This is a genomic window from Microbacterium sp. H37-C3 (assembly GCF_027157935.1).
Taxonomy (GTDB): domain Bacteria; phylum Actinomycetota; class Actinomycetes; order Actinomycetales; family Microbacteriaceae; genus Microbacterium; species Microbacterium plantarum.
Genome location: NZ_JAPVLR010000005.1, coordinates 196,953 through 216,122 on the forward strand (window position 1 = coordinate 196,953; position 19,170 = coordinate 216,122).

17 protein-coding genes and 1 tRNA gene are annotated in these 19,170 nt (G+C 68.4%); 7 read left to right on the forward strand and 11 right to left on the reverse strand.

Features of this window, described 5'->3' with window-relative positions; all coding sequences use genetic code 11:
- The first annotated feature begins 4 nt into the window (after window positions 1-4).
- Entirely contained in the window at window positions 5-904 is a 900-nt protein-coding gene (locus tag O1W71_RS14035; RefSeq protein WP_269268436.1) for a rhomboid family intramembrane serine protease, read from the forward strand.
- 76 nt (window positions 905-980) lie between these two features.
- On the opposite strand, the gene O1W71_RS14040 is transcribed toward O1W71_RS14035, so the two are convergent.
- Window positions 981-1,220 carry a cell division protein CrgA gene (locus O1W71_RS14040; RefSeq protein ID WP_023953414.1) on the reverse strand — a complete coding sequence of 80 codons (240 nt, stop codon included), beginning with the start codon at window positions 1,218-1,220 and terminating at the stop codon, window positions 981-983.
- 202 nt (window positions 1,221-1,422) lie between these two features.
- On the opposite strand from O1W71_RS14040, the gene O1W71_RS14045 reads away from it, so the two are divergent.
- Genes O1W71_RS14045 through O1W71_RS14055 form a run of 3 tightly spaced genes read left to right on the forward strand, consistent with a single transcriptional unit; the run spans window position 1,423 to window position 2,944 of the window.
- Entirely contained in the window at window positions 1,423-2,148 is a 726-nt protein-coding gene (locus O1W71_RS14045; protein ID WP_269268438.1) for a class E sortase, read from the forward strand.
- Window positions 2,148-2,306, forward strand: a complete 159-nt coding sequence (locus O1W71_RS14050; protein ID WP_181574158.1) for a hypothetical protein — start codon at window positions 2,148-2,150, stop codon at window positions 2,304-2,306. The genes O1W71_RS14045 and O1W71_RS14050 overlap by 1 nt, the downstream gene beginning before the upstream one ends.
- Entirely contained in the window at window positions 2,303-2,944 is a 642-nt protein-coding gene (locus tag O1W71_RS14055) for an anthranilate synthase component II (RefSeq protein WP_269268439.1), read from the forward strand. Before O1W71_RS14050 ends, O1W71_RS14055 begins: the two co-directional genes overlap by 4 nt.
- Before the next feature lie 32 nt (window positions 2,945-2,976).
- On the opposite strand, the gene pknB is transcribed toward O1W71_RS14055, so the two are convergent.
- From pknB to O1W71_RS14090, 7 genes are read right to left on the reverse strand one after another with little or no spacing between them, the layout of a single operon-like run.
- Window positions 2,977-4,725 (reverse strand): Stk1 family PASTA domain-containing Ser/Thr kinase, encoded by a 1,749-nt coding sequence (gene pknB, locus O1W71_RS14060; RefSeq protein WP_269268440.1) that lies wholly within the window; start codon window positions 4,723-4,725, stop codon window positions 2,977-2,979.
- Between the two features lie 13 nt (window positions 4,726-4,738).
- A complete protein-coding gene (locus O1W71_RS14065; RefSeq protein WP_269268441.1) occupies window positions 4,739-6,592 on the reverse strand; it encodes a serine/threonine-protein kinase in 1,854 nt (617 codons plus the stop codon).
- On the reverse strand, window positions 6,589-8,046 hold the full coding sequence (locus O1W71_RS14070; RefSeq protein WP_269268442.1) for a peptidoglycan D,D-transpeptidase FtsI family protein: 1,458 nt from the start codon (window positions 8,044-8,046) through the stop codon (window positions 6,589-6,591). Before O1W71_RS14070 ends, O1W71_RS14065 begins: the two co-directional genes overlap by 4 nt.
- Window positions 8,043-9,368, reverse strand: a complete 1,326-nt coding sequence (locus tag O1W71_RS14075) for an FtsW/RodA/SpoVE family cell cycle protein (protein ID WP_112616917.1) — start codon at window positions 9,366-9,368, stop codon at window positions 8,043-8,045. Before O1W71_RS14075 ends, O1W71_RS14070 begins: the two co-directional genes overlap by 4 nt.
- Window positions 9,369-9,424: 56 nt before the next feature.
- Window positions 9,425-10,660, reverse strand: coding sequence for a PP2C family protein-serine/threonine phosphatase (locus O1W71_RS14080; protein WP_112615549.1), 1,236 nt, complete (start codon window positions 10,658-10,660; stop codon window positions 9,425-9,427).
- A gap of 9 nt (window positions 10,661-10,669) precedes the next feature.
- Window positions 10,670-11,227, reverse strand: a complete 558-nt coding sequence (locus O1W71_RS14085; RefSeq protein WP_269268443.1) for an FHA domain-containing protein FhaB/FipA — start codon at window positions 11,225-11,227, stop codon at window positions 10,670-10,672.
- Window positions 11,224-11,964, reverse strand: a complete 741-nt coding sequence (locus O1W71_RS14090) for an FhaA domain-containing protein (protein ID WP_269268444.1) — start codon at window positions 11,962-11,964, stop codon at window positions 11,224-11,226. The genes O1W71_RS14085 and O1W71_RS14090 overlap by 4 nt, the downstream gene beginning before the upstream one ends.
- Before the next feature lie 141 nt (window positions 11,965-12,105).
- On the opposite strand from O1W71_RS14090, the gene O1W71_RS14095 reads away from it, so the two are divergent.
- The 3 genes from O1W71_RS14095 (at window position 12,106) to O1W71_RS14105 (ending at window position 13,522) form a co-directional block, all read left to right on the forward strand.
- A tRNA-Leu gene (locus O1W71_RS14095) sits at window positions 12,106-12,189 on the forward strand.
- 108 nt (window positions 12,190-12,297) lie between these two features.
- Window positions 12,298-12,696, forward strand: coding sequence for a hypothetical protein (locus tag O1W71_RS14100; protein ID WP_269268445.1), 399 nt, complete (start codon window positions 12,298-12,300; stop codon window positions 12,694-12,696).
- A gap of 229 nt (window positions 12,697-12,925) precedes the next feature.
- The gene (locus O1W71_RS14105) at window positions 12,926-13,522 is read left to right on the forward strand and encodes a GNAT family N-acetyltransferase (protein WP_269268446.1); all 597 of its coding nucleotides are present in this window, start codon (window positions 12,926-12,928) and stop codon (window positions 13,520-13,522) included.
- Here the strand turns inward: O1W71_RS14105 and O1W71_RS14110 are convergent.
- From O1W71_RS14110 to O1W71_RS14120, 3 genes are read right to left on the reverse strand one after another with little or no spacing between them, the layout of a single operon-like run.
- Window positions 13,485-16,844, reverse strand: coding sequence for an ATP-binding protein (locus O1W71_RS14110; RefSeq protein ID WP_269268447.1), 3,360 nt, complete (start codon window positions 16,842-16,844; stop codon window positions 13,485-13,487). The genes O1W71_RS14105 and O1W71_RS14110 overlap by 38 nt on opposite strands.
- A complete protein-coding gene (locus O1W71_RS14115) occupies window positions 16,841-17,584 on the reverse strand; it encodes a DUF4194 domain-containing protein (protein WP_269268448.1) in 744 nt (247 codons plus the stop codon). The genes O1W71_RS14110 and O1W71_RS14115 overlap by 4 nt, the downstream gene beginning before the upstream one ends.
- On the reverse strand, window positions 17,577-19,049 hold the full coding sequence (locus O1W71_RS14120; RefSeq protein WP_269268449.1) for a DUF3375 domain-containing protein: 1,473 nt from the start codon (window positions 19,047-19,049) through the stop codon (window positions 17,577-17,579). The genes O1W71_RS14115 and O1W71_RS14120 overlap by 8 nt, the downstream gene beginning before the upstream one ends.
- Between the last annotated feature and the right edge of the window lie 121 nt (window positions 19,050-19,170).

A 19,170-nucleotide genomic window follows, 5' to 3' on the forward strand; every position in this document is an offset into this window, starting at 1 on the left:
GTACGTGAGCGCGTCCGAGCTGCGGAGCAACCCCGACAACTTCTGTTACCGGCATCCCGATCGGCAGAGCTTCGTGCTCTGCCAGCGGTGCCTGCGCACGATCTGCGCGGAGTGCCAGACCCAGATGCCCGTCGGAGTGATCTGCCCCGAATGTCTGCGTGATCAGCAGAAGAGCTCGGACGCGCCGCGTCCCCGCCGCGCGCCGCGCGTCCTGCGTGTGGTGCGCTCCGACGACTCCCGCCCGTTGGTTACGTACGGGATCATCGGCGTGACGTTCTTCGTGTTCATCGTCGGACTCATCCCGGGCCTGGGGTCCGTGGTCACATCGACCCTGGCGATGTACCCGCCGCTGCTTTATCCGGGGTTCAGCGGCACCTTCGAGCCGTGGCGGCTGTTCACCGTGCTGCTCGTCCACAGCGGCTTCTGGCATGTCGGGCTCAACATGCTCGCGCTCTGGATGCTGGGGCGCAGCCTCGAGCCGATGCTCGGCCGTGGCCGCTTTCTCGCGCTCTATCTGCTCAGCGGCCTCGGCGGATCCGTCGCTGTCGTGCTGTTCGGATTCTCATCGGCTGTCGTCGGAGCATCCGGCGCGATCTTCGGGCTCTTCGGAGCTCTGCTGGTGATCGGCCGTCACATCGGCGCGAACATCACGGGAATCGCCGTGGTTCTGGGGATCAACCTCGTCATCACGTTCCTGCCGCTGCTCCTGAGCGGGCTCGGAGGAGGCGGCGGCACGCAGATCTCGTGGCAGGCGCACGTCGGCGGCCTGGCCGTGGGCGCATTCATCGGGTTCATCTTCGCGCGCACGCGGACGATTCGCCGTCAGCGCTTGCAGATCTGGCTGCTCGGGGCCACCGCCGCCGGGCTGGTCGCTCTGCTCGCGGTGCCGCTCGCCCTCTACTGACGAAAGTTATCCACAGGTCTATCCCCAGGTGGGGATGGAATCACACCGGTGTGATTCACCCCATGTGGACAACCGGTCAGCGCCACCGCGTGGTCATGAGGAAGCCCACGAAGGCGATGCCGAAGCCGATCACCAGGTTCCAACCCCCGATGCCGGGCACGGGAAGAGTGGAGTTGCTGAGATAGAAGACGAGCACCCACACGAGTCCGATGAGCATCAGTCCCAGCATGATCGGCTTGAACCAGACCGGGTTAGGTGCGTCATCTGCGGGGCGTCGCTCCACGGTCGGGTCGTCGTGGTCGCTGGAAGATGCCATGGGAGAATCCTAGCCGTCGGACTTCGAGCATCCTGGGCAGCGCCGATCGGGTCACCGGTTCACCCGTCGGCCGATCATCGGGTGAAATAGTGCCGTTCTCTGCGATCGCCCCCAGGGCTGCGGGCTAAACTCTGCGACTGTGGAGAGCACTCGCACGTCGTCCCGACGCTCACGTCGCTCGCCGTCGCGCCCGCGGCGACGCGTGAGTGTGATCAGCGTCTTCGGCGAGCTCCTTCTGACCGCCGGTGTGGTGATGCTGCTCTTCGTGAGCTGGCAGATGTGGTTCGGCGACATGATCATCGGATCGCAGAAGCAGGCGGAGGCCGCGGCGCTCGCGCAGCAGTGGCAGACCCAGGCCGAAGAGTCTCCGACGCCGGCCGAGACGCCTACTGGGGAGCCCGAGCCGGCGGACCCTGCCGCGATTCCCGTGCTCGCCGAGCCCGAGCCGGGCGCGGAGTTCGGCATCATGTACATCCCGCGTTTCGGTCCCGACTGGCAATTCACCATCGCGAACGGCACGGCGAAGAAGGCGATCCTCGACAAGGGCCACATCGGTCACTACGAGGGTTCCGCGATGCCGGGCGCCGACGGCAACATGGCTGTCGCCGCGCACCGGTGGACCTCGGGTGCGCCCTTCGACCCGGTCGACCGGCTCGTGGTCGGCGACGCCATTGTCATCCAGACCCAAGACGGCTGGTACACCTACCGATTCCGCAACGTCGAGTACGTGCAGGACACCGCGATCGAGGTACTCAACCCGGTTCCCCAGCAGGTCGACCTCAGCGCCAACGGCAAGTACCTCACCCTCACGAGCTGCGCCCCGAAACTCAACATGCTCGAGCGCATCATCTCGTACGCGGTCTTCGAAGAGTTCACCCCGACCTCGGCGGGTCCGCCGGCGTCGCTGACAGAGGGAGTCTCCGCCTGATGTACGGAGCACTGTGGCGAGTTCTCCCCGGACCCTGGTGGCTCCGGCTGTTCTTCCTGCTCATCCTCGCGGCTGCGGTCGTCTATGCCCTGTTCTTCTGGGTGTTCCCCGCCATCGCGCCGTTCTTCGCGCCGGGCGAGGAGTCGACGGTCGGGTGACCGCGATCCTCGTGATCGACAATCACGACAGCTTCATCCACACTCTGGTCGGCTATCTCCATGAGCTCGGCGCCGGGACCGAGATGGTGGAGTCGGATGCCGTGAGCGACCCCACACACGTGATGGCGGGCTTCGACGGCGTCCTCGTGTCGCCGGGACCGGGCACTCCGGAGGATGCGGGCGCCTCGATCGACGTCGTGCGCGCAGCCGCGGCATCCGCGGTTCCGCTGCTCGGGGTGTGTCTCGGGCATCAGGCCATCGCGGTCGCGTTCGGCGCGACGGTGGGGGAGGCGCCGGAACTCATGCACGGGATGACGTCGGACGTGCGACACGACGGGTCTTTCCTGTTCGAGGGCGTGCCGACGACATTTACGGCGGGCAGGTACCACTCTCTCGCCGTCGACGCCGCGACGGTGCCCACCGAGCTGCGGGTCACCGCGCGCGCGCCGGGCGGCACGGTCATGGCGATCGCCCACCGTGACGCACCCGTCGTCGGCGTGCAGTTCCATCCCGAATCCGTGCTGACCGATGGCGGCTACCGGATGCTGGGGAACTGGTTGGCGTCGGTCGGACTGAACGGCGCGCAGGAGCGCGGAGCGCGGTTGCACCCGCATCGACGGGATGCAACCGTCACCTGAACCGGTGCGCCGGAGCCGGTGAGGCGCGGGTCTCAGCTGCCGGTGCAGACCCGGAGCGTGACGGTCGATCCGATCGGGACCTCGCCCGGTGCCAGCGACTGCGACGAGACGGTGCGACCGCCCGCTGCTGCCGCGCAGCCCGGGTCTTCGACGACCTCGGGGATCAGCTGACGCGATTCCTGCTGCAGCTCGCGCTCGGCGGCCTCGACGGTGTACCCGGTCAGGTCGACGAGGGTCACGGTGCCGCTGGCGACGACGAGGTTGACCGACGATCCCATGGCGAGAGCCGAGCCCTCGGGCGCCGACGCCTCGATGACCGTGCCGGCAGGCAGGGTCGGATCGTTGCGCGATCGAACGGTGCCCAGCTGCAGCCCGGCACGTTGCAGAGCTTCGGTCGCCTCGGTGCGTGAGAGGTTCTGGAGGGTCGGGACGGTAGCCATCTCTTGGCCCGTCGAGACGTAGACGGTCACGCGCTGGCCCGGCGAGAGGGTGATGCCTGCTGCGGGCTCGGTGCTGATGACGTCGCCCGGTGGCACCGCGTCGTCGCTGCGGTCGGAACGGACCGGATCCAGCTCGGCTTCTTCGATGAGATTCTCCGCCAGGTCCCACGACTTGCCGGCGACCTCCGGCACGACCCGCGACGTACTGGGCACGGTCGTGGTCGTGTCACGGAATGCCAGGACCCAGATGAGCACCGCGATGAGCAGGGCGGCGAGCACCGCCACTCCGGCCCAGATCCAGCTGACGGGCGGGCCGGACTGCGTGCGGCGCATCGTGTTGTCGGTGCTGAGCTGACGCAGGGATCGTGCCGTCTCGGCCGCGTGCCGCGGATCCGGCCCGTACAGCTCGCTCGCGAGGGCCCCCATCTGACGCTTGGTCGGCTGCTTGCCGCCGACCGCCTGGTCGAGCGCGGCCCGGAACTCCGTCGCGTCCTGGAATCGTTGGAACGGGCTCTTCGCGAGAGCGCGCAGCACGACGGCATCCAGCGCACGCGGCACGTTCTCGACGATCTCCGACGGCGGCAGGGGAGCTTCACTCACGTGCTGGTAGGCGACGGCAACCGGCGTCTCGCCGCGAAACGGCGCCCGCCCGGTGAGCAGTTCGTAGAGCACGACACCGGTCGAGTAGAGGTCGGCGCGCGCGTCGACCGGCTCGCCCTTGGCCTGCTCGGGGGAGAAATAGGCCGCCGTGCCGATGATCGCCGTGGTCTCCGCGACCGTCGACGACGAGTCCGAAACGGCCCGGGCGATGCCGAAGTCCATGACCTTCACGGTGCCGGCGTCGGTGATCATGACGTTGCCCGGCTTGATGTCGCGGTGCACGACCCCGGCGCGGTGCGAGTACTCGAGGGCTTCGAGGATGCCGTCGACGTAGCGCACCGCATCCGACTCGCTGATGGGGCCGGCTTCGACCATGTCCTTCAGCAGTCGACCCGTCACGAGCTCCATGACGATGTACGGCACGGAGTGGTCACTGCCGTCAGGGTCGGTCTCGGTGTCCTCACCGGCGTCGAACACACGGACGATCGACGGGTGGGCCATCCGCGACGCGGCCTGCGCCTCGAGACGGAACCGCATGCGGAAGCCGGGGTCGTCGGCCAGCTCGCGCTTGAGCACCTTGATCGCCACGTCACGCCCGAGGGTGACGTCGTACCCCCGGTACACGCTCGCCATTCCGCCGCGCCCGATGGGCTCGTCGATGCGGTAGCGCCCTGACAGCACACGTTGCTCTGCCGACACGTCACTCCCTGCGTTCGACTCGTACTCGGATGTGGGACTCATGGCCGAACCGGAATCAGTCGTCGCTTCCGCTGCCGTTTCCGCCGCCGTTGCCGTTCCCGCCGCCGTTGCTGCCGCCGTTGCCCGGCTGACTGGGCTGCGGCGACTGAGCCGGCTGGATCGTAGCGGCAGCCTCCGAGGAGACGGGGGACGTCCGGTCGCCGCTCTCGCCTGCGCACGTCACGGTGTACGTCACCGACAGCGCGCCGGAGTCGCCCACGGTGACCGTGGCGGGGCGCTGGTTGAGGCTGAAGCTCGAGGTGGTCTGGCCGTTGGCGAAGGTGCCGCCCGAAACGGTGAAGCGGTACTCCGAGGGCGTGAGCCCAGCCGGGCAAGAGTAGCTCGACCACATGACCTGCACACTCGATCGTGCGGTGACGCTCGTGACGGTCTGGCCGTTCGACTGGATCGTCGGCGCCGCCGGCGCATCGAGGGGGCTCTGCTCGGCGTACGAGGTCAGAGTCACCGAGTCGGTCGGCTTGACGTTGCCGAGCGGAACGACCTCGTAGACCTGGCCGATCTGGTCCTCGCTCGGGGCCGGGTTGCCCGGCGCGCAGGTCACGTTCTCGAGGCCCGCCTGTGCCGCGACGGCGAGGGCGTCCTCGCACGAGCGGCCGGTGAGTCCGAGACCGTCGACATTGATCGTCGAGGGGCCACTCGGGCTCGGGGGCGCCGAGGGAGTGTCCGCGGGGGTCGACGGTGCCGAGCTCGTCGGACTCGAGGGCGCAGGCTCGGGGTCGCCGCCTCCGGAGAGCAGGGCGAACAGCGTGCCGCCGAGCACGATGACGAGCAGGGCGATAAGCGCGACGAGCGGCCAGGTCCACCGGCTGCGCTTGCGCTTCGGCGTCTCGGCGAGGTTGTCGTCCGCAGCAGCGGCTTCGGACGCAGCGCCCGCCGCACCCGCGGCCGCGAGGCCCGCCCCGGCAGCGGCGGCTCCGGCCGGGAGCAGCAACGTCGCCGTGTCGCCGCCTGCGGAGGGCATCAGCTGCGTGACGTCGCTCGTGCCCGCACCGGCCGCGATCGCCGGCACCGCGGCATGCGCCGCGGCGAGATCGCCACGGCGAAGAGCGGATGCCGCGCGCGCGACGGCCGAGGCGGATGCCGGACGGTCGTCGGGCTTCTTCGCGATCATCGCGAGGATGAGCTTCTGCACCGGGTCGGAGACCGTGGCGGGCAGCGGCGGCGGCTGCTCGTTGATCTGCGCCATGGCGATCGCGACCTGCGACTCGCCCGTGAACGGACGCTTGCCCGCCACGGACTCGTACGCGACGATGCCGAGCGAGTAGATGTCCGTGGCCGGCGAGGCCGGGTGCCCCGAGGCCTGCTCGGGGGAGAGGTACTGGACGGTGCCCATGACCTGACCGGTCGCGGTGAGCGGAACCTGGTCGGCGATACGCGCGATACCGAAGTCGGTGATCTTCACACGGCCGTCGGGCGTGATGAGCAGGTTGCCGGGCTTGATGTCGCGGTGCACGAGGCCCGCGGCGTGCGCAGCCTGCAGCGCCGAGGCGGTCTGGGCGACGATGTCGAGCGTCTTGTCGGACGACAGCGAGCCCTCGCGCTCGAGGATCGTCGACAGCGCCTCGCCGGGCACCAGCTCCATCACCAGGAAGGCGCTGCCGTTCTCCTCGCCGTAGTCGAAGACGCTCGCGATGCCCTCGTGGTTCACGAGCGCTGCGTGACGGGCCTCGGCGCGGAAGCGCTCGAGGAACCCGGGGTCGCCCATGTACTCGTCTTTGAGGATCTTGATCGCGACGGTGCGGCCGATGACGTGGTCAGTGGCTTCCCACACCTCGCCCATACCGCCGATCGCGATCCGCGAATCCAGTTCGTAACGCCCGCCGAAGCTCACGCCTTGCATGGGTCTCATCTGTTCAGCACCGCCTCGATAACCTTCTTCGCAATGGGGGCTGCGATCCCGCTGCTCGTCCCGGCCTGCCCCTGGCCGCCCCCGTTCTCGACCATCACAGTGACGGCCACCTGGGGGTTGTCCGCCGGCGCGAAGCCGGTGAACCACAACGTGTACGGATCGCCTGGACCGTGCTCCGCAGTGCCCGTTTTTCCGGCGACATCGACGCCGTCTATTCTTGCACCGCTCGCCGCTCCGTCACGGACATTGGCGACCATGAGCGTCCGCATCTGCTCGGCGACATCCTTGCTGAGAGCACGGCCGAACTCGCTCGGCTCGAACTTCTCCTGCACGGTCAGATCGGGTGCGACGACGGAGTCGAGAAGCTGCGGCTTCATCACCATGCCGCCGTTCGCGATGCCGGCCGAGACCTGGTTGATCTGCAGCGGCGTCGCGGTCACGTCCCCCTGACCGAACCCCGAGAGCGCCGTGCGGGCGTCGTTCAGCCCGCGGGGGTACTGCGACGCGGCGGTCGCGAGCGGGATCTCCATCTCGCTGTTGAAGCCGAACTTCTCGGCCTCTTCGCGGATGGCGTCGTCGCCGAGCTCGACAGCCAGTTCGGCCATCGGGATATTGCAGCTGAGCCGCAGCGCGGTCGCGAGAGTGACCGTGTCGCCGGGGCCACAGGTGCCGAGGTCGAAGTTGTGCAACGTGTTGCTCGTGCCGGGGATGGTCCACGTGGCCGGGTTCGGGAACGTCGACTCGGGCGTGTACTTGCCCGACGACAGCGCGGCGGAGGCCACGACGAGCTTGAACGTCGATCCCGGCGGGTTGAGATCGCCGTCGATCGCGCGGTTGAAGAGCGGCTTGAGCGGGTCGGCCGCGAGTTCGTCGTACGCGGCGTTGACGCCGGCGGAGTCGTGCGACGCCAGCAGGTTGGTGTCGAAGCTCGGGCTCGTGACCATGGCGAGGATGCGTCCGGTCGAGGGGTCGCTCGCGACGACGGCGCCCTCGTAGCCCTGGAGTGCGTCGAAGGCCGTCTGCTGGATTCTCGGGTCCACCGTGAGCAGGACGTTCGATCCGCGCGCCGGTGCGCCCGAGATGATCTGCTCGAGACGAGCGAGGAACTGGGTGTCGTCGGTGCCGGAGAGCGACTGGTTCATGATCTGCTCGATCCCCGACGACGACCCGAGCACCGGGTTGATCCAGCCGGTGAGGGGCGCCCACATCGCGGCATCCGTGTACTGGCGCTGCCAGGAGTAGATGTCGCCGCTCGGCACGGATGCCGCCACGACCGAACCGCCCGCGATGATCGAACCGCGCTGCACCTCGAACGAGTCGTACAGCGTCCGCCGGTTGCCCGGGTTCTCGATGAGCGCCTGGGCCTGAATCACCTGGATCCAGCTGGTCGAGATGAACAGGGCGAGGAACATCGCCAGCATCACGAAGCTGAGTCGTCGCAATTCCTTGGTCATCCGATCACCACCCGGGGTCGAGAGCGAACCGCATCCGAGATGCGGAGGAGGAGGGCCACGATGATCCAGTTGGCCACGAGGGACGAGCCGCCGGCAGCCAGGAACGGTGTCGTCAGCCCCGTCAGCGGGATGACGCGGGTCACACCGCCGACCATGATGAACACCTGCAGCGCGATCGTGAACGACAGGCCCGTCGCGAGGAGCTTGCCGAAGTCGTCCTGACCGGCGAGGCCGATGCGCACGCCGCGGCTCGTGAACACCATGTAGAGGCACAGCAGGGCGAAGACGCCGATGAGGCCGAGCTCCTCACCGAGGCTCGGGAAGATGTAGTCGCTCTGCGACAAGGGCGTCATCCAGGGGCGACCCTGGCCGAGCCCCGTGCCGATGAAGCCGCCCTTGGCGAGGCCGTACAGGCCGTTGATGAGCTGGAAGCTTCCGCCGGCCGCGTCGACGTTGTTCGGGTCGAACGGGTTCAGCCAGTTCTGGAAGCGGCCGTTGACGTAGGGGAGCACCTGCGAGGCGAGGATCACGCCGGCGAGAACCAGGCTCAGGCCGATCATGACCCAGCTGGTCTTACCGGTCGCGACGTAGAGCATCGCGATGAACATGCCGAAGATCAGGGTTCCGGTGCCGAGGTCGCGCTGCAGCACAATGATGCCCAGCGAGATCGCCCAGATCACGAGGACCGGACCGAGCTCGCGAGCTCGCGGCCAGGTCACCCCGAGGAATCGAGTTCCGACCGATGTGAGGGATTCGCGCGTGCGGACGAGGTAGCCCGCGAAGAAGATCGCGAGGGCGATCTTCGCCAGCTCGCCGGGCTGGAACGACACGATGCCGCCGATCGACACCCAGACGTCGGCGCCGGCTTCGACGCCGAGGCCCGGGACGAACGGAAGGAGAAGCAGCGCGATGCCGGCGAACCCGAACACGTAGGTGTACCGGAACAGCACACGATAGTTGCGCAGGGCGATGACGACGATGAGGGCTGCCACGAGGGCGATCGCGCACCACACGATCTGACGCACGGCCAGCATGTCCCAGCCAGCTGAGGTGCCCTCCAGGTCGATCCGATAGATCATGGCGATGCCGATGCCCGAGAGGAGCGTCGCGATCGGGACCACGAACGGGTCGGCGTCGCGCGCCCGGAGGCGCAGCACGACGTGGATGGCCAGTGCGAGCGCGTCGAGCACGGCGCAGTAGATCAGGAACGACGAGTCGATCGCCCCGTTCTTTCCGAGCTGCACGAGGGCGAGGGCCGCGGCGTTGATGACGAACGCGAACAGGAGCAGGCCCAGCTCGCGGTTGCGCTGCGTCTGCGGCATCCGCAGTTTGCGCAGCGCCTTGATGACCGAGGTGTCGGCCGAGACGGCGGTGCCGGTCACGATGATCCTCCGTCCACGCGCAGATTCTCGACGATGGCTTGGGCCTCGGCGAGCGAGTCGGCTGAGATGGTCTGCTTCACCAGGTCGAGCTGGTAGGGAGCCAGGTCGGCGAGCGGGATTCCGGTGTCCTCCTCGGGCGAGGAGAGCGAGATCGGTCCGATGCTCGGCGGGATGCCGCGGTAGATCACGACCGTGTCTTCGTCGACGCCGACGAAGTAGCGCGTCTGCGTCCAGCTGTAGGCACCGAAGAGCACGACCCCGATCGCCGCCAGGATGACGATGAAGCCGGCGAACCAGGTGATCCGGCGGCGACGTGCGCGGCGGCGGTCCTCCTCGATCAGCTCCTCGAGGAACTCGGCGGCCGGCTCGAAGTGCGTGGGCTCGTTCGCGGCCTGGCGAGCGGGATGCAGCCAGCTGCTGCGCTGCGGGCGAGCGGCGGGCACCTCGATACCGAGCGGGTGCGACGCCGACCCCACGACCGTCGGTGGTCCGCTGAACAGCGGGTGCTGGCCTCCGACGTCGACGATGACGATCGTGACGTTGTCGGGCGCACCGCCGTCGAGGGCCTGCTTGAGGAGGCTGTCGGCCGTGCGGCCCGGAGCCCAACCCTGCCCGAGTGCCTTCGCGGTGTGGGCGTCGTCGACGACGCCCGACAGTCCGTCGGAGCACAGCAGCCACCGGTCGCCGGGCTGCGTGGGCATGATGAACGTGTCGATCTCGGGATCGGGGTCCATGTCGCCGAGCACACGCATGAGCACCGAACGGCGCGGGTGGTAGCGGGCCTCTTCGGGGGTGATGCGGCCCGAGTCGACCAGACGCTGCACGAACGTGTGGTCCGTGGTGATCTGGGTGAGCGCCCCGTCGCGGAAGAGGTACAGGCGCGAGTCGCCGATGTGCGCGATCACCGCGTACTCGTCGACCATGACGAGCGCGCTGACGGTCGTGCCCATGCCGGCGAGCTCGGGGCGCACCTTGACGGTGCTGATCAGCTCTGCAGCGGTGTCGGCCAGCGCCTCGCGCAGGGCGGCCTCGGCCTCGGTGGTCGTGGAGAACGCTTGGTCGAGGCTCTCGAGCCGTCGAACCGCGAGGCTCGAGGCGACGTCACCACCGGCATGCCCGCCCATGCCATCGGCGACGACGAACAGGTTCGAACCGCAGAAGCCCGAGTCCTGGTTGTTGGAGCGCACCTTCCCGGTATGCGAGATGGCGGCGCTGGAGCCCTGGAAGACCATACGTGCGGGCTACTTCCGCAGTTCGAACGTCGTCGCGCCGACCTTGATCGGCGCGCCCACGACGATCGGAACCGGAGAAGCGACGCGCTCGCCGTCGTGCCACGTGCCGTTGGTCGAGTCGAGGTCCTGGATCATCCACTGATTTCCCCACAGCACCAGACGCGCGTGGTGGCTCGACGTGTAGTCGTCGCGGATGACGAGACCCGACTCGCTCGAGCGGCCGATGGTCAGCGGCTCGGAGCCGAGCGGAAGCTCGAGGCCGGCCTTGGGCCCGCTGGTGATGACGATGCGCGACACGGCGTCGGTCGTCGCCTTTCCGCCCTTGCCTGCCGGGGCCGGGGTGCCGACCGCGCCGACGGCGGCAGTCGCGGCATCCGGAGATGACGTGGGCGGACGGGTGACCGCGGGGCTCGCCGCCGGCGCGGCTCCGGCGGCCGCCGGCTCGGGGAGCTTGCGCACCTTGACGCCGAACAGGTCGGCGCGCAGCGAGTACACGACGGCGAAGACGAAGAACCACAGCAGGACCAGGAAGCCGATCTGCAGCAGCAGGAGGGTGAGCGGACTCATCGGACCTCACCTCGCGTGTCGTACATGCGGGTCGCGTCGGCCGCCGACATCCGGGGCCGCGCGGGAGCCTGCGCCTGCGGGACGACGCGGAAGACGATGTCGGTGCGACCGATGCGCACGACGCCCTCCGACGGCAGGGCGGCCTCGCTGACCCGCGCGCCGTTGAGCTGGGTGCCGTTGGTGGAACCGAGGTCGCGCACCATGGCGCGCTCGCCGTCCCAGAGGATCTCGACGTGCTTCCGGCTGGTTCCAGCATCCGGGATGGTGATGTCGGCGTCGCTGCCGCGTCCGATGACGGTGCGCGCTGCGACGATCGGATGCCGCGTGCCGTCGATGTCGAGCACGGCCTGCCACGACACGCGGGCCCCGGCATCGGAGTTGGAGTCGACGCGGACGGTGCCGGTCGAGAGCTGCGGGTCGTCCTGCAGGGAGACCGAGACGGCACCCGAGAACGAGTAGCCCTGAGCCTTGGCGTGCTTCTCGACCAGACCGCGGAGTTCGTCGAGGAGAGCGGGCCCGATCGCGTTCATGCGCTCGGCGTCGTTGTCGGACAGGCGCACCGTGAAGGCGTTCGGAACGAGGATGCGGTCGCGGCTGACGACGGCGGCCTTCTTATCGAGTTCGCTGCGGAGGGCGGAGGCGATCTCCACTGGCTGGACGCCGCTGCGGAAGGTCTTGGCGAACGCGCCGTTGACGGCACGCTCGAGACCCTTCTCGAAGCTGTCAAGTAGTCCCACGGGGCTCCTCAGGCAGGCGGATGGTTGCTTCATCGTAGTCAGCGAGGCTGAACGGACCATGCATTGGGGCTCGAATCGCGGCTCAGGAGCCGTCATCGGCGTGATATCCTCGGGAAGTTGAGTTCGTGGAAACACGTTCTCGCGCGAGTGGCGGAATAGGTAGACGCGCTGGCTTCAGGTGCCAGTGCCCGCAAGGGCGTGGGGGTTCAAGTCCCCCCTCGCGCACAGTGAGACGAAGGCCTCCGACCGGGAAACCGGCGGAGGCCTTCGGCGTTTCCGGGGTTTGGTGTGAACGACGATCGGCCAGCCGGCTAAAGCTCGTAGCATCACCCCATGGGCACGCAGAGGACGATCGTCGATCCGCAGACGTGGTTAGAAGTCATCGTGCCCGAATTCGCGACCGGTGAGGAAGCTGTCGATCGCTCGCGTCGCCGAGAAGCCGGCGCGGTGCGGACGGTCAGGATGGAGCCCGAATACGGCTGTGTTGTGCCGCTCTGGCCCGAAGACACCGACGCTATGGATGACGTCGCTCGACGCCTCCCCGAGGACGTGGTCCGAGACCTCACGCTGTGGCAGCAACGGTTCGAGGAGGGATACGTCTTTCCGACAGCGCGGCGTTCCGACGAGCATCGCAGCGAGTGGCTGGAACAGGGCGAGCGATTGTTCACAGTCGTAGAGAAGGCCCTCTGGTCGGACTTCGACGTCATCCCGAGTTTTCGGGGCGCGACGTGACTACTGATCATGAACGTGACTACTGATCATGAATCAGACACGTCGCGCGCCAAGCTCTAGCAGGTGCTGCCGGCGGTCGGGTACGCGGCGATCAAGCGACCGCTATCCACCGCTTGCGCCGTGATCGTCATACAGGATGCCTGTCAGCGGTGTCTTACGCGCCGCACATCGCGTGTGGATACGTTCGCGCCGCGGGCGCGGGGCGCGCCACGCGAGGAGAGGACTCCCTATGAACGCGACCGCCCGACAGGTCGATCTCAGACGTACCGACCCAAGCGACCGGATGTCGTTCGCCCGGCGTCTCCAGGCGGCGTTCGCCCTCGCCGTGACCGATCACGGTCTGAGCTCGGACGTCCCGACGCCGTCCGACCGTGAGGTGTTCGCCTCGTTCGACGACGCCGCATCGGAGGTGCTCGACATCGTGGCGGAGGGCGAGATCGTGGGCGGCGCGGTCGTCGCGGGCGACGACGATCGCCGCGCGCTCGAGCTCTTCTTCATCGATGCCGGTGCTCACGGGCGCGGGCTCGGGCTCGGGCGGACTGCCTGGTACGCGATCGAGGCGCGCTACCCGGACACCCGGATCTGGGAGACCCACACACCCCACTTCGAAGTGCGCAACATCCACTTCTACGTCAACGTGTGCGGCTTCCACATCGTCGAGTTCTTCCACCCCGGGCATCCGCTCGAACACCCCGGCGAGGCGCCGACAGGAGAAAGCCCTGCGATCGAGGGGGACGAGGACGTACCGGAGTTGATGTTCCGGTTCGAGAAGGTGATGCCAGGCGCCGTCAGGACGTCGGCGCCTCCAGGGCGACCTTCGGCTTAGCCCACGAGCGACCGCGCGTGTCTTTGAGGATGTCGTACTCGACGTCGACGTGCGGCTCGATGGCGCTGTACTTGTCGTTCGGTGCGCCGATGACGAGCTGGAAACCGAGTCCGCGCCATGCTCCGATCGCCCGCTTGGTGAAGTGCGCGTCGGCCTTGATCAGGGCCTCGTCCATGAACACGGGGGCGTAGCGGGGGCGTTCGGCGCTGGCGTCACCGAGCTGATAGCGGAGGGCCGCGCCGACGATGAACGCAATGAGTTCCTGCGACTCTCCGCCGGACTTCTCGCCGATGTGGTCGTAGAGCGCGACGTGCTTCTTCGTCATGGCATCCACGCGCTCTGCGCTCACGCGAACGTGGTTGCGGACGTCGATGAGGTCGCCGAAATCGGGCGCCGACCGGCGCATATGCCCGATGAGGCGCGACATCCGGCGGTACGCGTGTTCGCGCTCATCATCCGTCGTGGCGTTCTCGATCAGCCCGCGCACCTCGCGCAGCTCGCGCCGGAAGCGACGGCGAGGTTCGGACTGGTTCTCGCGCGTGGTGATCTGCAGGCGATGGTCGTCGTCGTAGAACGGCAGGTCCTGCATGATGCGGTTGATCGGGTCGATGCGATCACGGATCTCGCGTATCGATCGGCTGAGCGTCGAGTCGAGGTTCGTGAGGTCGTTGCCCGACAGTTTGAGGAGGCTGTCGCGCCACTCGGCCTCGAGCTCATGCAGCCCACTGGTCTCGAGGGCCTCGAGAGCGCGTTCGAAGTCGTCGATCGAGCTGTCGGGGTCGGGCAGCAGATTCGGATTCGGCCACCGCTCGAGGAAGCTCACCATGATGCGTCGGAGGCTCTCCCGGCTCTCGTCGAGGGCATCGACGGCCGCGCGTCGGTCCTCTGCGAGGCGCTGCGCGGCCGTCGCGAGGGCTGCGGAGAAGCGGTTCAGCGCCTGGGACGGGCTGGCGTCCGAGGTCGGCCCATCGAGATGGAATCGCTCGTCGAGGAACGCGGACTGTGCGGCGGTGAGAGTGCGCTCTGCCCGCTCCGCGTCGTCGAGCACGGACTGATCGGAATCGACGTCGTCGATCACCTCGGCCCACTGCGCCTCGATCTGATCACGCTCGATCGACACACGGGCGATCTCGTCCCGCAGGTGGGAGATCCGGTCCTTGATGTCGGCGATCCGTCGCTGCACATCGGCGATCTCGGGGTTGGCGGCTGTGACGTCGCTCTGCACGCCGATCCAACGATCCCGTTCCGCGGTGACCGCCTCGACGTCGACTTCTTCCCAGGTCAGGTCGGTGATCTTGGCGTACACGGCAAGGCGCGAGTCGACGGTGTCGAGCTCGGTCTCGGCGACCTTCCGCTCTCGGAGGGCGTCGTCGAGGCGGCGGCGAGCGTCGTCAATGAGACGTGCCACGTCGTGCCGGCGTCGCTCGTTGGAGAATCCGAGGACGTTCTCGCGACCGTGGCCACCGTGCGCGCCACGATTGCCCTGCGCGACCTGACCCGTGATCGTGAGAGCCATGCGGTGCTTCGGTGGCTCGGCGCTGGAATCGACGCAGACGTATCCGTGACGGGTCTCGAGCCGCTCCTGCAGCCAACCGGTGAACGGCGAGCTCTGGTAGTCGAGACGCCCGGGCAGGGTCTGTGGATCGAGGTTGGCGACCGGCTCCATGCCGGCGTGCACGCCCTCGAATCGCAATCGCACGGGGGTGTGGACCGATTCGATCGCCGCGCGGAAGCGTCCCAGGTGAGCGGTGTCGATCAGCACCGTGGTGGCAAAGCCGCCGAGCGCGAGGTTGAACGCCTCGCGCCACGGCTCGAACTCGGTGCGCACCTCGACGAGCTCGCCGACGAAGGGAAGGTCTGCGGTCGTGAGTCCCGCGGCCTCCGCGAGCCGCTCTCGCGACTCGTGCAGAGCGGGCGGGATGTTGCCGTGACGAGAGGCCACGCGCTCAGCCTCCGCCTCCAGTTCTGCGACCTCGATCCGCGCGGCTTTCGCTGTGGACGCGGCTTCAGCGAAGGCGGAGCGGGCACGCGCCTTCGCATCGGAGTCGGCGAGCTCTGCCCGCGCGCGGGAGATGAACGCGGTGAACTCGTCGCGGTTCGAGAGCTCGACGCCCAGACCGCGGAGGGCGGCATCGAGCACCTCGCGGTGTCGCCGGACGTCGGTGAGCCGCCGTTCCACCTCGCGCAGTTCGCGCTGCGCCGTCGCCAGGCGATCACCGCCGGAGAGCCGGAGCACGTCGATCAGGCCGTCGCGTTCGGCCTCGGCGCCGTCTGCGAGCGCACGCTTCTCGCGCAGCGTGACCTCGGCCGCGGTCTTGCGCTCGCGCAGCTCGGTCTCGACGTCGCGCAGCATCCCGAGGCGTCTGTCCGCTCGCCAGAGGGTGGCGAGCGACCCGGCATCCGAGAAGGAGCCGACCTCGTCGATCAGATTCACGCGCTCGGTCGCGGCGGCCATCTTCGCCCGCAACTGCGGGATGGGCGTGAGCGCGGTGACCTGCTGCCGGGCCGTCAGCATGCGCATGCGGGTGCTCTCGAGTCCGTCGAAGTGCGCGACGACCGCGTCGGCGGTCTCCATCGTCTCGGGCTCTTCGAGCACGAGACGCTTGTAGAGGTCGTCGACGGTCGTGATCTGCTGGCCGGCCTGGATGCGCGCGAGCAGGCTCATCGCCTTGGCCCCGGCCCCAGCCGCCCCGATGCCCAGCACGGCGTGCAGGCGGGCCGAGAACTCGCGGTCCGTTCCGACGGGCTCCAGGCCCGTAGCGCGCACGGCGGAATCGGAAAGTCGCTGCGCCGCGGCCGGCTCGAGTGAGCGGAGATCGAAGGCCCGATCGGTCGTCGCCCGCACACGCACGGTGTCCTCGAGCACGCGCGCGCTGGCCGGGATGTACCAGGCGCGCACCGCCGTGAACTGCGACCCGTCGTGATCGATCCACGTCATCGACACCGCGGTCCAGGTGTCTTCGCCGTCGCCGCGGAGGACGGTCATCTTCGTGCCGTCCTCGGTGCGCGACTCGTCGATCTTGCCGCGGCCGTAGGACAGGATGTTGCGCTGCTCGGAGCCGCGCGGACGCCCGGTGACGCCACCGTTCGAGGCGCCGTTGAAGGGAGTGGTGTGGGGCATCATGAGCGCGATGTAGGCGTCCATCAGCGTTGACTTGCCCGACCCCGAGCCGCCGCACAGAAGAGTGGCACCGGGGGAGAAGCGCACACGATGGGCGCCCTCGTAGCCGCCCCAGTTGATGAGCTGAAGGTCTTCGGCGAGCCACTGCTGGCCGCGGGATGCCGCCGGGATGAGCCCGAACAGCGTCTCGAGCATCGTCACAGCTCCACCTCCTGAGGCTCGTCGTCGCCTTCTTCGTCTTCGCTTTCGTCGTCCGCGACGCCACCGGTGTCGTCCGCGTCCGACCGGTCGCGCAGCCAATCGCGCAGCTCCCGCAGCTTCTCGGCGCTGAGGACGATCTCGACGAGCGGACTGATGCGGAAGCGTCCCGTCGTCTCCTCGTCGACGATGCCGTCACGAGCGAGCCGGTCCATCGCCTTGCGGATCAGTCTCTGCCGCTTGGCGGTGTCGCCGTCGGCATCCGCGAAGTAGCTCATCACGGTCTGCTCGACGTCCTCGATGTCGACCCGGGCGGCCGGCTCACCGGCCGCCGACTCCCGCTGATACACCGTGCGCAGGTGTACGAGGACGAGGGTCTCGGAGCGCGTGTATGCGGCATCCCGAAGCAGGATCGGAACATCGAGCTCGTCCGAGCGCACCTGCTGCTTGTAGGCGACGCCGCGGTCGTGGTCGATCACGAGCCGCACGAACAGGTCATTGAGGCGAGATTCGACGAGCTGCTGATTGTCGAGCAGGGCCGTCCACTCCTCGCGGTTGCGGTCGGCGAGCACGAACCGCCGCTGCAGCAGGTGGACGAGCACGCGGCGCACCGCGGGATCGAGCACCCCGCGATCCCCGGGGAAGAGCTCGCCGAGGTCGTCCTCCATCGCAGCGGGCTCGACGAATGCGCCGTCACCCGGGGCCTCGTCTTCGGCTGTGCCGAGGCTGGCGGTGTCAGTCATCGTCGGGCTCCTTCGAGGTGCGGGCGGTCACGGATCCGAACGCGAAGCGCCGTGTCGTCCCGTCGGGGCGGCGCGCCTCGACCACCGAGAGGTCGTCGCTCTCGCGCATGCCGTTGCGGTGGGCGATCTCGAGGAGTCCGACCAGGTCGACCGGACGGCGCACGTCGTCGTCCGCGGCGAGGAAGGCCTCACCCAGATCGAACTCCTCGCCGAGGGCAGCGACGTGAGCCTCGAGCTCGGCGTAGCGCGGACCGCCCCACGCGCGTGTATCGGCATCCAGAATCTCCGCGTCTTCGTCGGACGCCGACAGCGGTGCCGGCGCACGCGGTGGGCGGATATCGGTCGTCGACTGCCGCAGGTGGCGAATGTCGGCTGTGGGCAGGCTGCGGATCATGTCGACGGTGGCCTCGGATGACGTGCTGTGCGTCCAGGCCTGCAGACCGGCCATGACATCGCGCAGCAGATCGTCGACGTGGCGATCGCGGATGGGGTCGTGCGTGCGCACCTGCGCGGTGATGACCCGCGACGCACGGCGCTGGGCGGTCAGAACCTCTTCGACGCCGAGCTCGACGCGCCTCGAGATCGCGTCGAGCTCGGCGCGCTGCTCGGCGTCCATCAGACGCGCGAAGGGCTGTGTGAGCAGGGTGTGCAGCTGGTCTGTGAGGCTGTCGATGCGCTCGGGATCGCCGATCAGCCGGAGCGCGCCGGCGAACGCCCGGCCTTCCGGCGTCGACTGCATGACGTACTGTCCGCGCTGCAGGTACTCGCGCAGTACCTCGCCGGTGGGGCGCACGTCGCGCCGGAGGTCGGCGATGACATCGCGCTGCATGGCCTTGATCGACTCCGCGACGCGCGTGAAGTCGGCGGGCAGCTCACGCGCGAGATGCAGCACGTTCTCCGCCTCTTCGAGGAGCTGCTCATCGTCGATCGGCTCGGATTCCCCGAGCTGAAGGCGCGCGATCTCGGCGTCGAGCGCGTCGCGTTCGCGGATGAGGCGCGCGAGGCGCACCTCAGGGTCGGTCTCAGCGTGGTCGGAGAGCCGCTCGACGGCCTCCAGGAGGGTGCGGACACGGGAGTTCGAGACCCGGGTGCGTCCCCCGGTGGTGCGCCCGGTGATCTCCAGGGCGCCCACCGCATGCGCCGTCAGCCGGTAGACCTCGACGTCGCCGTCGATCTGGGGGACGAGCCATCCCACCCGCACCCAGTAGCGACAGATCTCACGGGCGGTGCCCGCCGGGAGTGCGCGATCGTCCTCGTCGTATCCGGCCGCACGCAGCTCGTCGAGGATCTCGGCGACTTCGGCGTGCGCATCCGAGATCTCGACGGACGGCCGGTCGACGGAGAAGACGAGCGAGAGCGTCGCGACCACGAAGGGCGCGTAACGGCCGTGGAGGAGGTCGAGTGTGGGGGTACGGAACGCCGACAACGCACGCAGATATGCGGCCTCAGCGCGAGTACTTCCCATCCATGCAACAGTATCCGGCGCGCCGACATCGAGCTGTCAGGTCAGATCCCGTCGAGCGTGGGCGAATCTCGCCATCCGCACGTCCGGCGACCGGATGCAAGACACCGGCGGATGCCCGAGC

What these genes read in the sequence shown, in the direction of transcription:
- O1W71_RS14075 (WP_112616917.1), bottom strand. Translation starts at nt 9,368, where the DNA reads ATGCCGCAGACGCAGCGCAACCGCGAGCTGGGCCTGCTCCTGTTCGCG.
- O1W71_RS14040 (WP_023953414.1), bottom strand. Translation starts at nt 1,220, where the DNA reads ATGGCATCTTCCAGCGACCACGACGACCCGACCGTGGAGCGACGCCCC.
- O1W71_RS14115 (WP_269268448.1), bottom strand. Translation starts at nt 17,584, where the DNA reads ATGACTGACACCGCCAGCCTCGGCACAGCCGAAGACGAGGCCCCGGGT.
- O1W71_RS14105 (WP_269268446.1), top strand. Translation starts at nt 12,926, where the DNA reads ATGAACGCGACCGCCCGACAGGTCGATCTCAGACGTACCGACCCAAGC.
- O1W71_RS14100 (WP_269268445.1), top strand. Translation starts at nt 12,298, where the DNA reads ATGGGCACGCAGAGGACGATCGTCGATCCGCAGACGTGGTTAGAAGTC.
- O1W71_RS14120 (WP_269268449.1), bottom strand. Translation starts at nt 19,049, where the DNA reads ATGGGAAGTACTCGCGCTGAGGCCGCATATCTGCGTGCGTTGTCGGCG.
- O1W71_RS14080 (WP_112615549.1), bottom strand. Translation starts at nt 10,660, where the DNA reads ATGGTCTTCCAGGGCTCCAGCGCCGCCATCTCGCATACCGGGAAGGTG.
- O1W71_RS14065 (WP_269268441.1), bottom strand. Translation starts at nt 6,592, where the DNA reads ATGAGACCCATGCAAGGCGTGAGCTTCGGCGGGCGTTACGAACTGGAT.
- O1W71_RS14050 (WP_181574158.1), top strand. Translation starts at nt 2,148, where the DNA reads ATGTACGGAGCACTGTGGCGAGTTCTCCCCGGACCCTGGTGGCTCCGG.
- pknB (WP_269268440.1), bottom strand. Translation starts at nt 4,725, where the DNA reads ATGAGTCCCACATCCGAGTACGAGTCGAACGCAGGGAGTGACGTGTCG.
- O1W71_RS14070 (WP_269268442.1), bottom strand. Translation starts at nt 8,046, where the DNA reads ATGACCAAGGAATTGCGACGACTCAGCTTCGTGATGCTGGCGATGTTC.
- O1W71_RS14085 (WP_269268443.1), bottom strand. Translation starts at nt 11,227, where the DNA reads ATGAGTCCGCTCACCCTCCTGCTGCTGCAGATCGGCTTCCTGGTCCTG.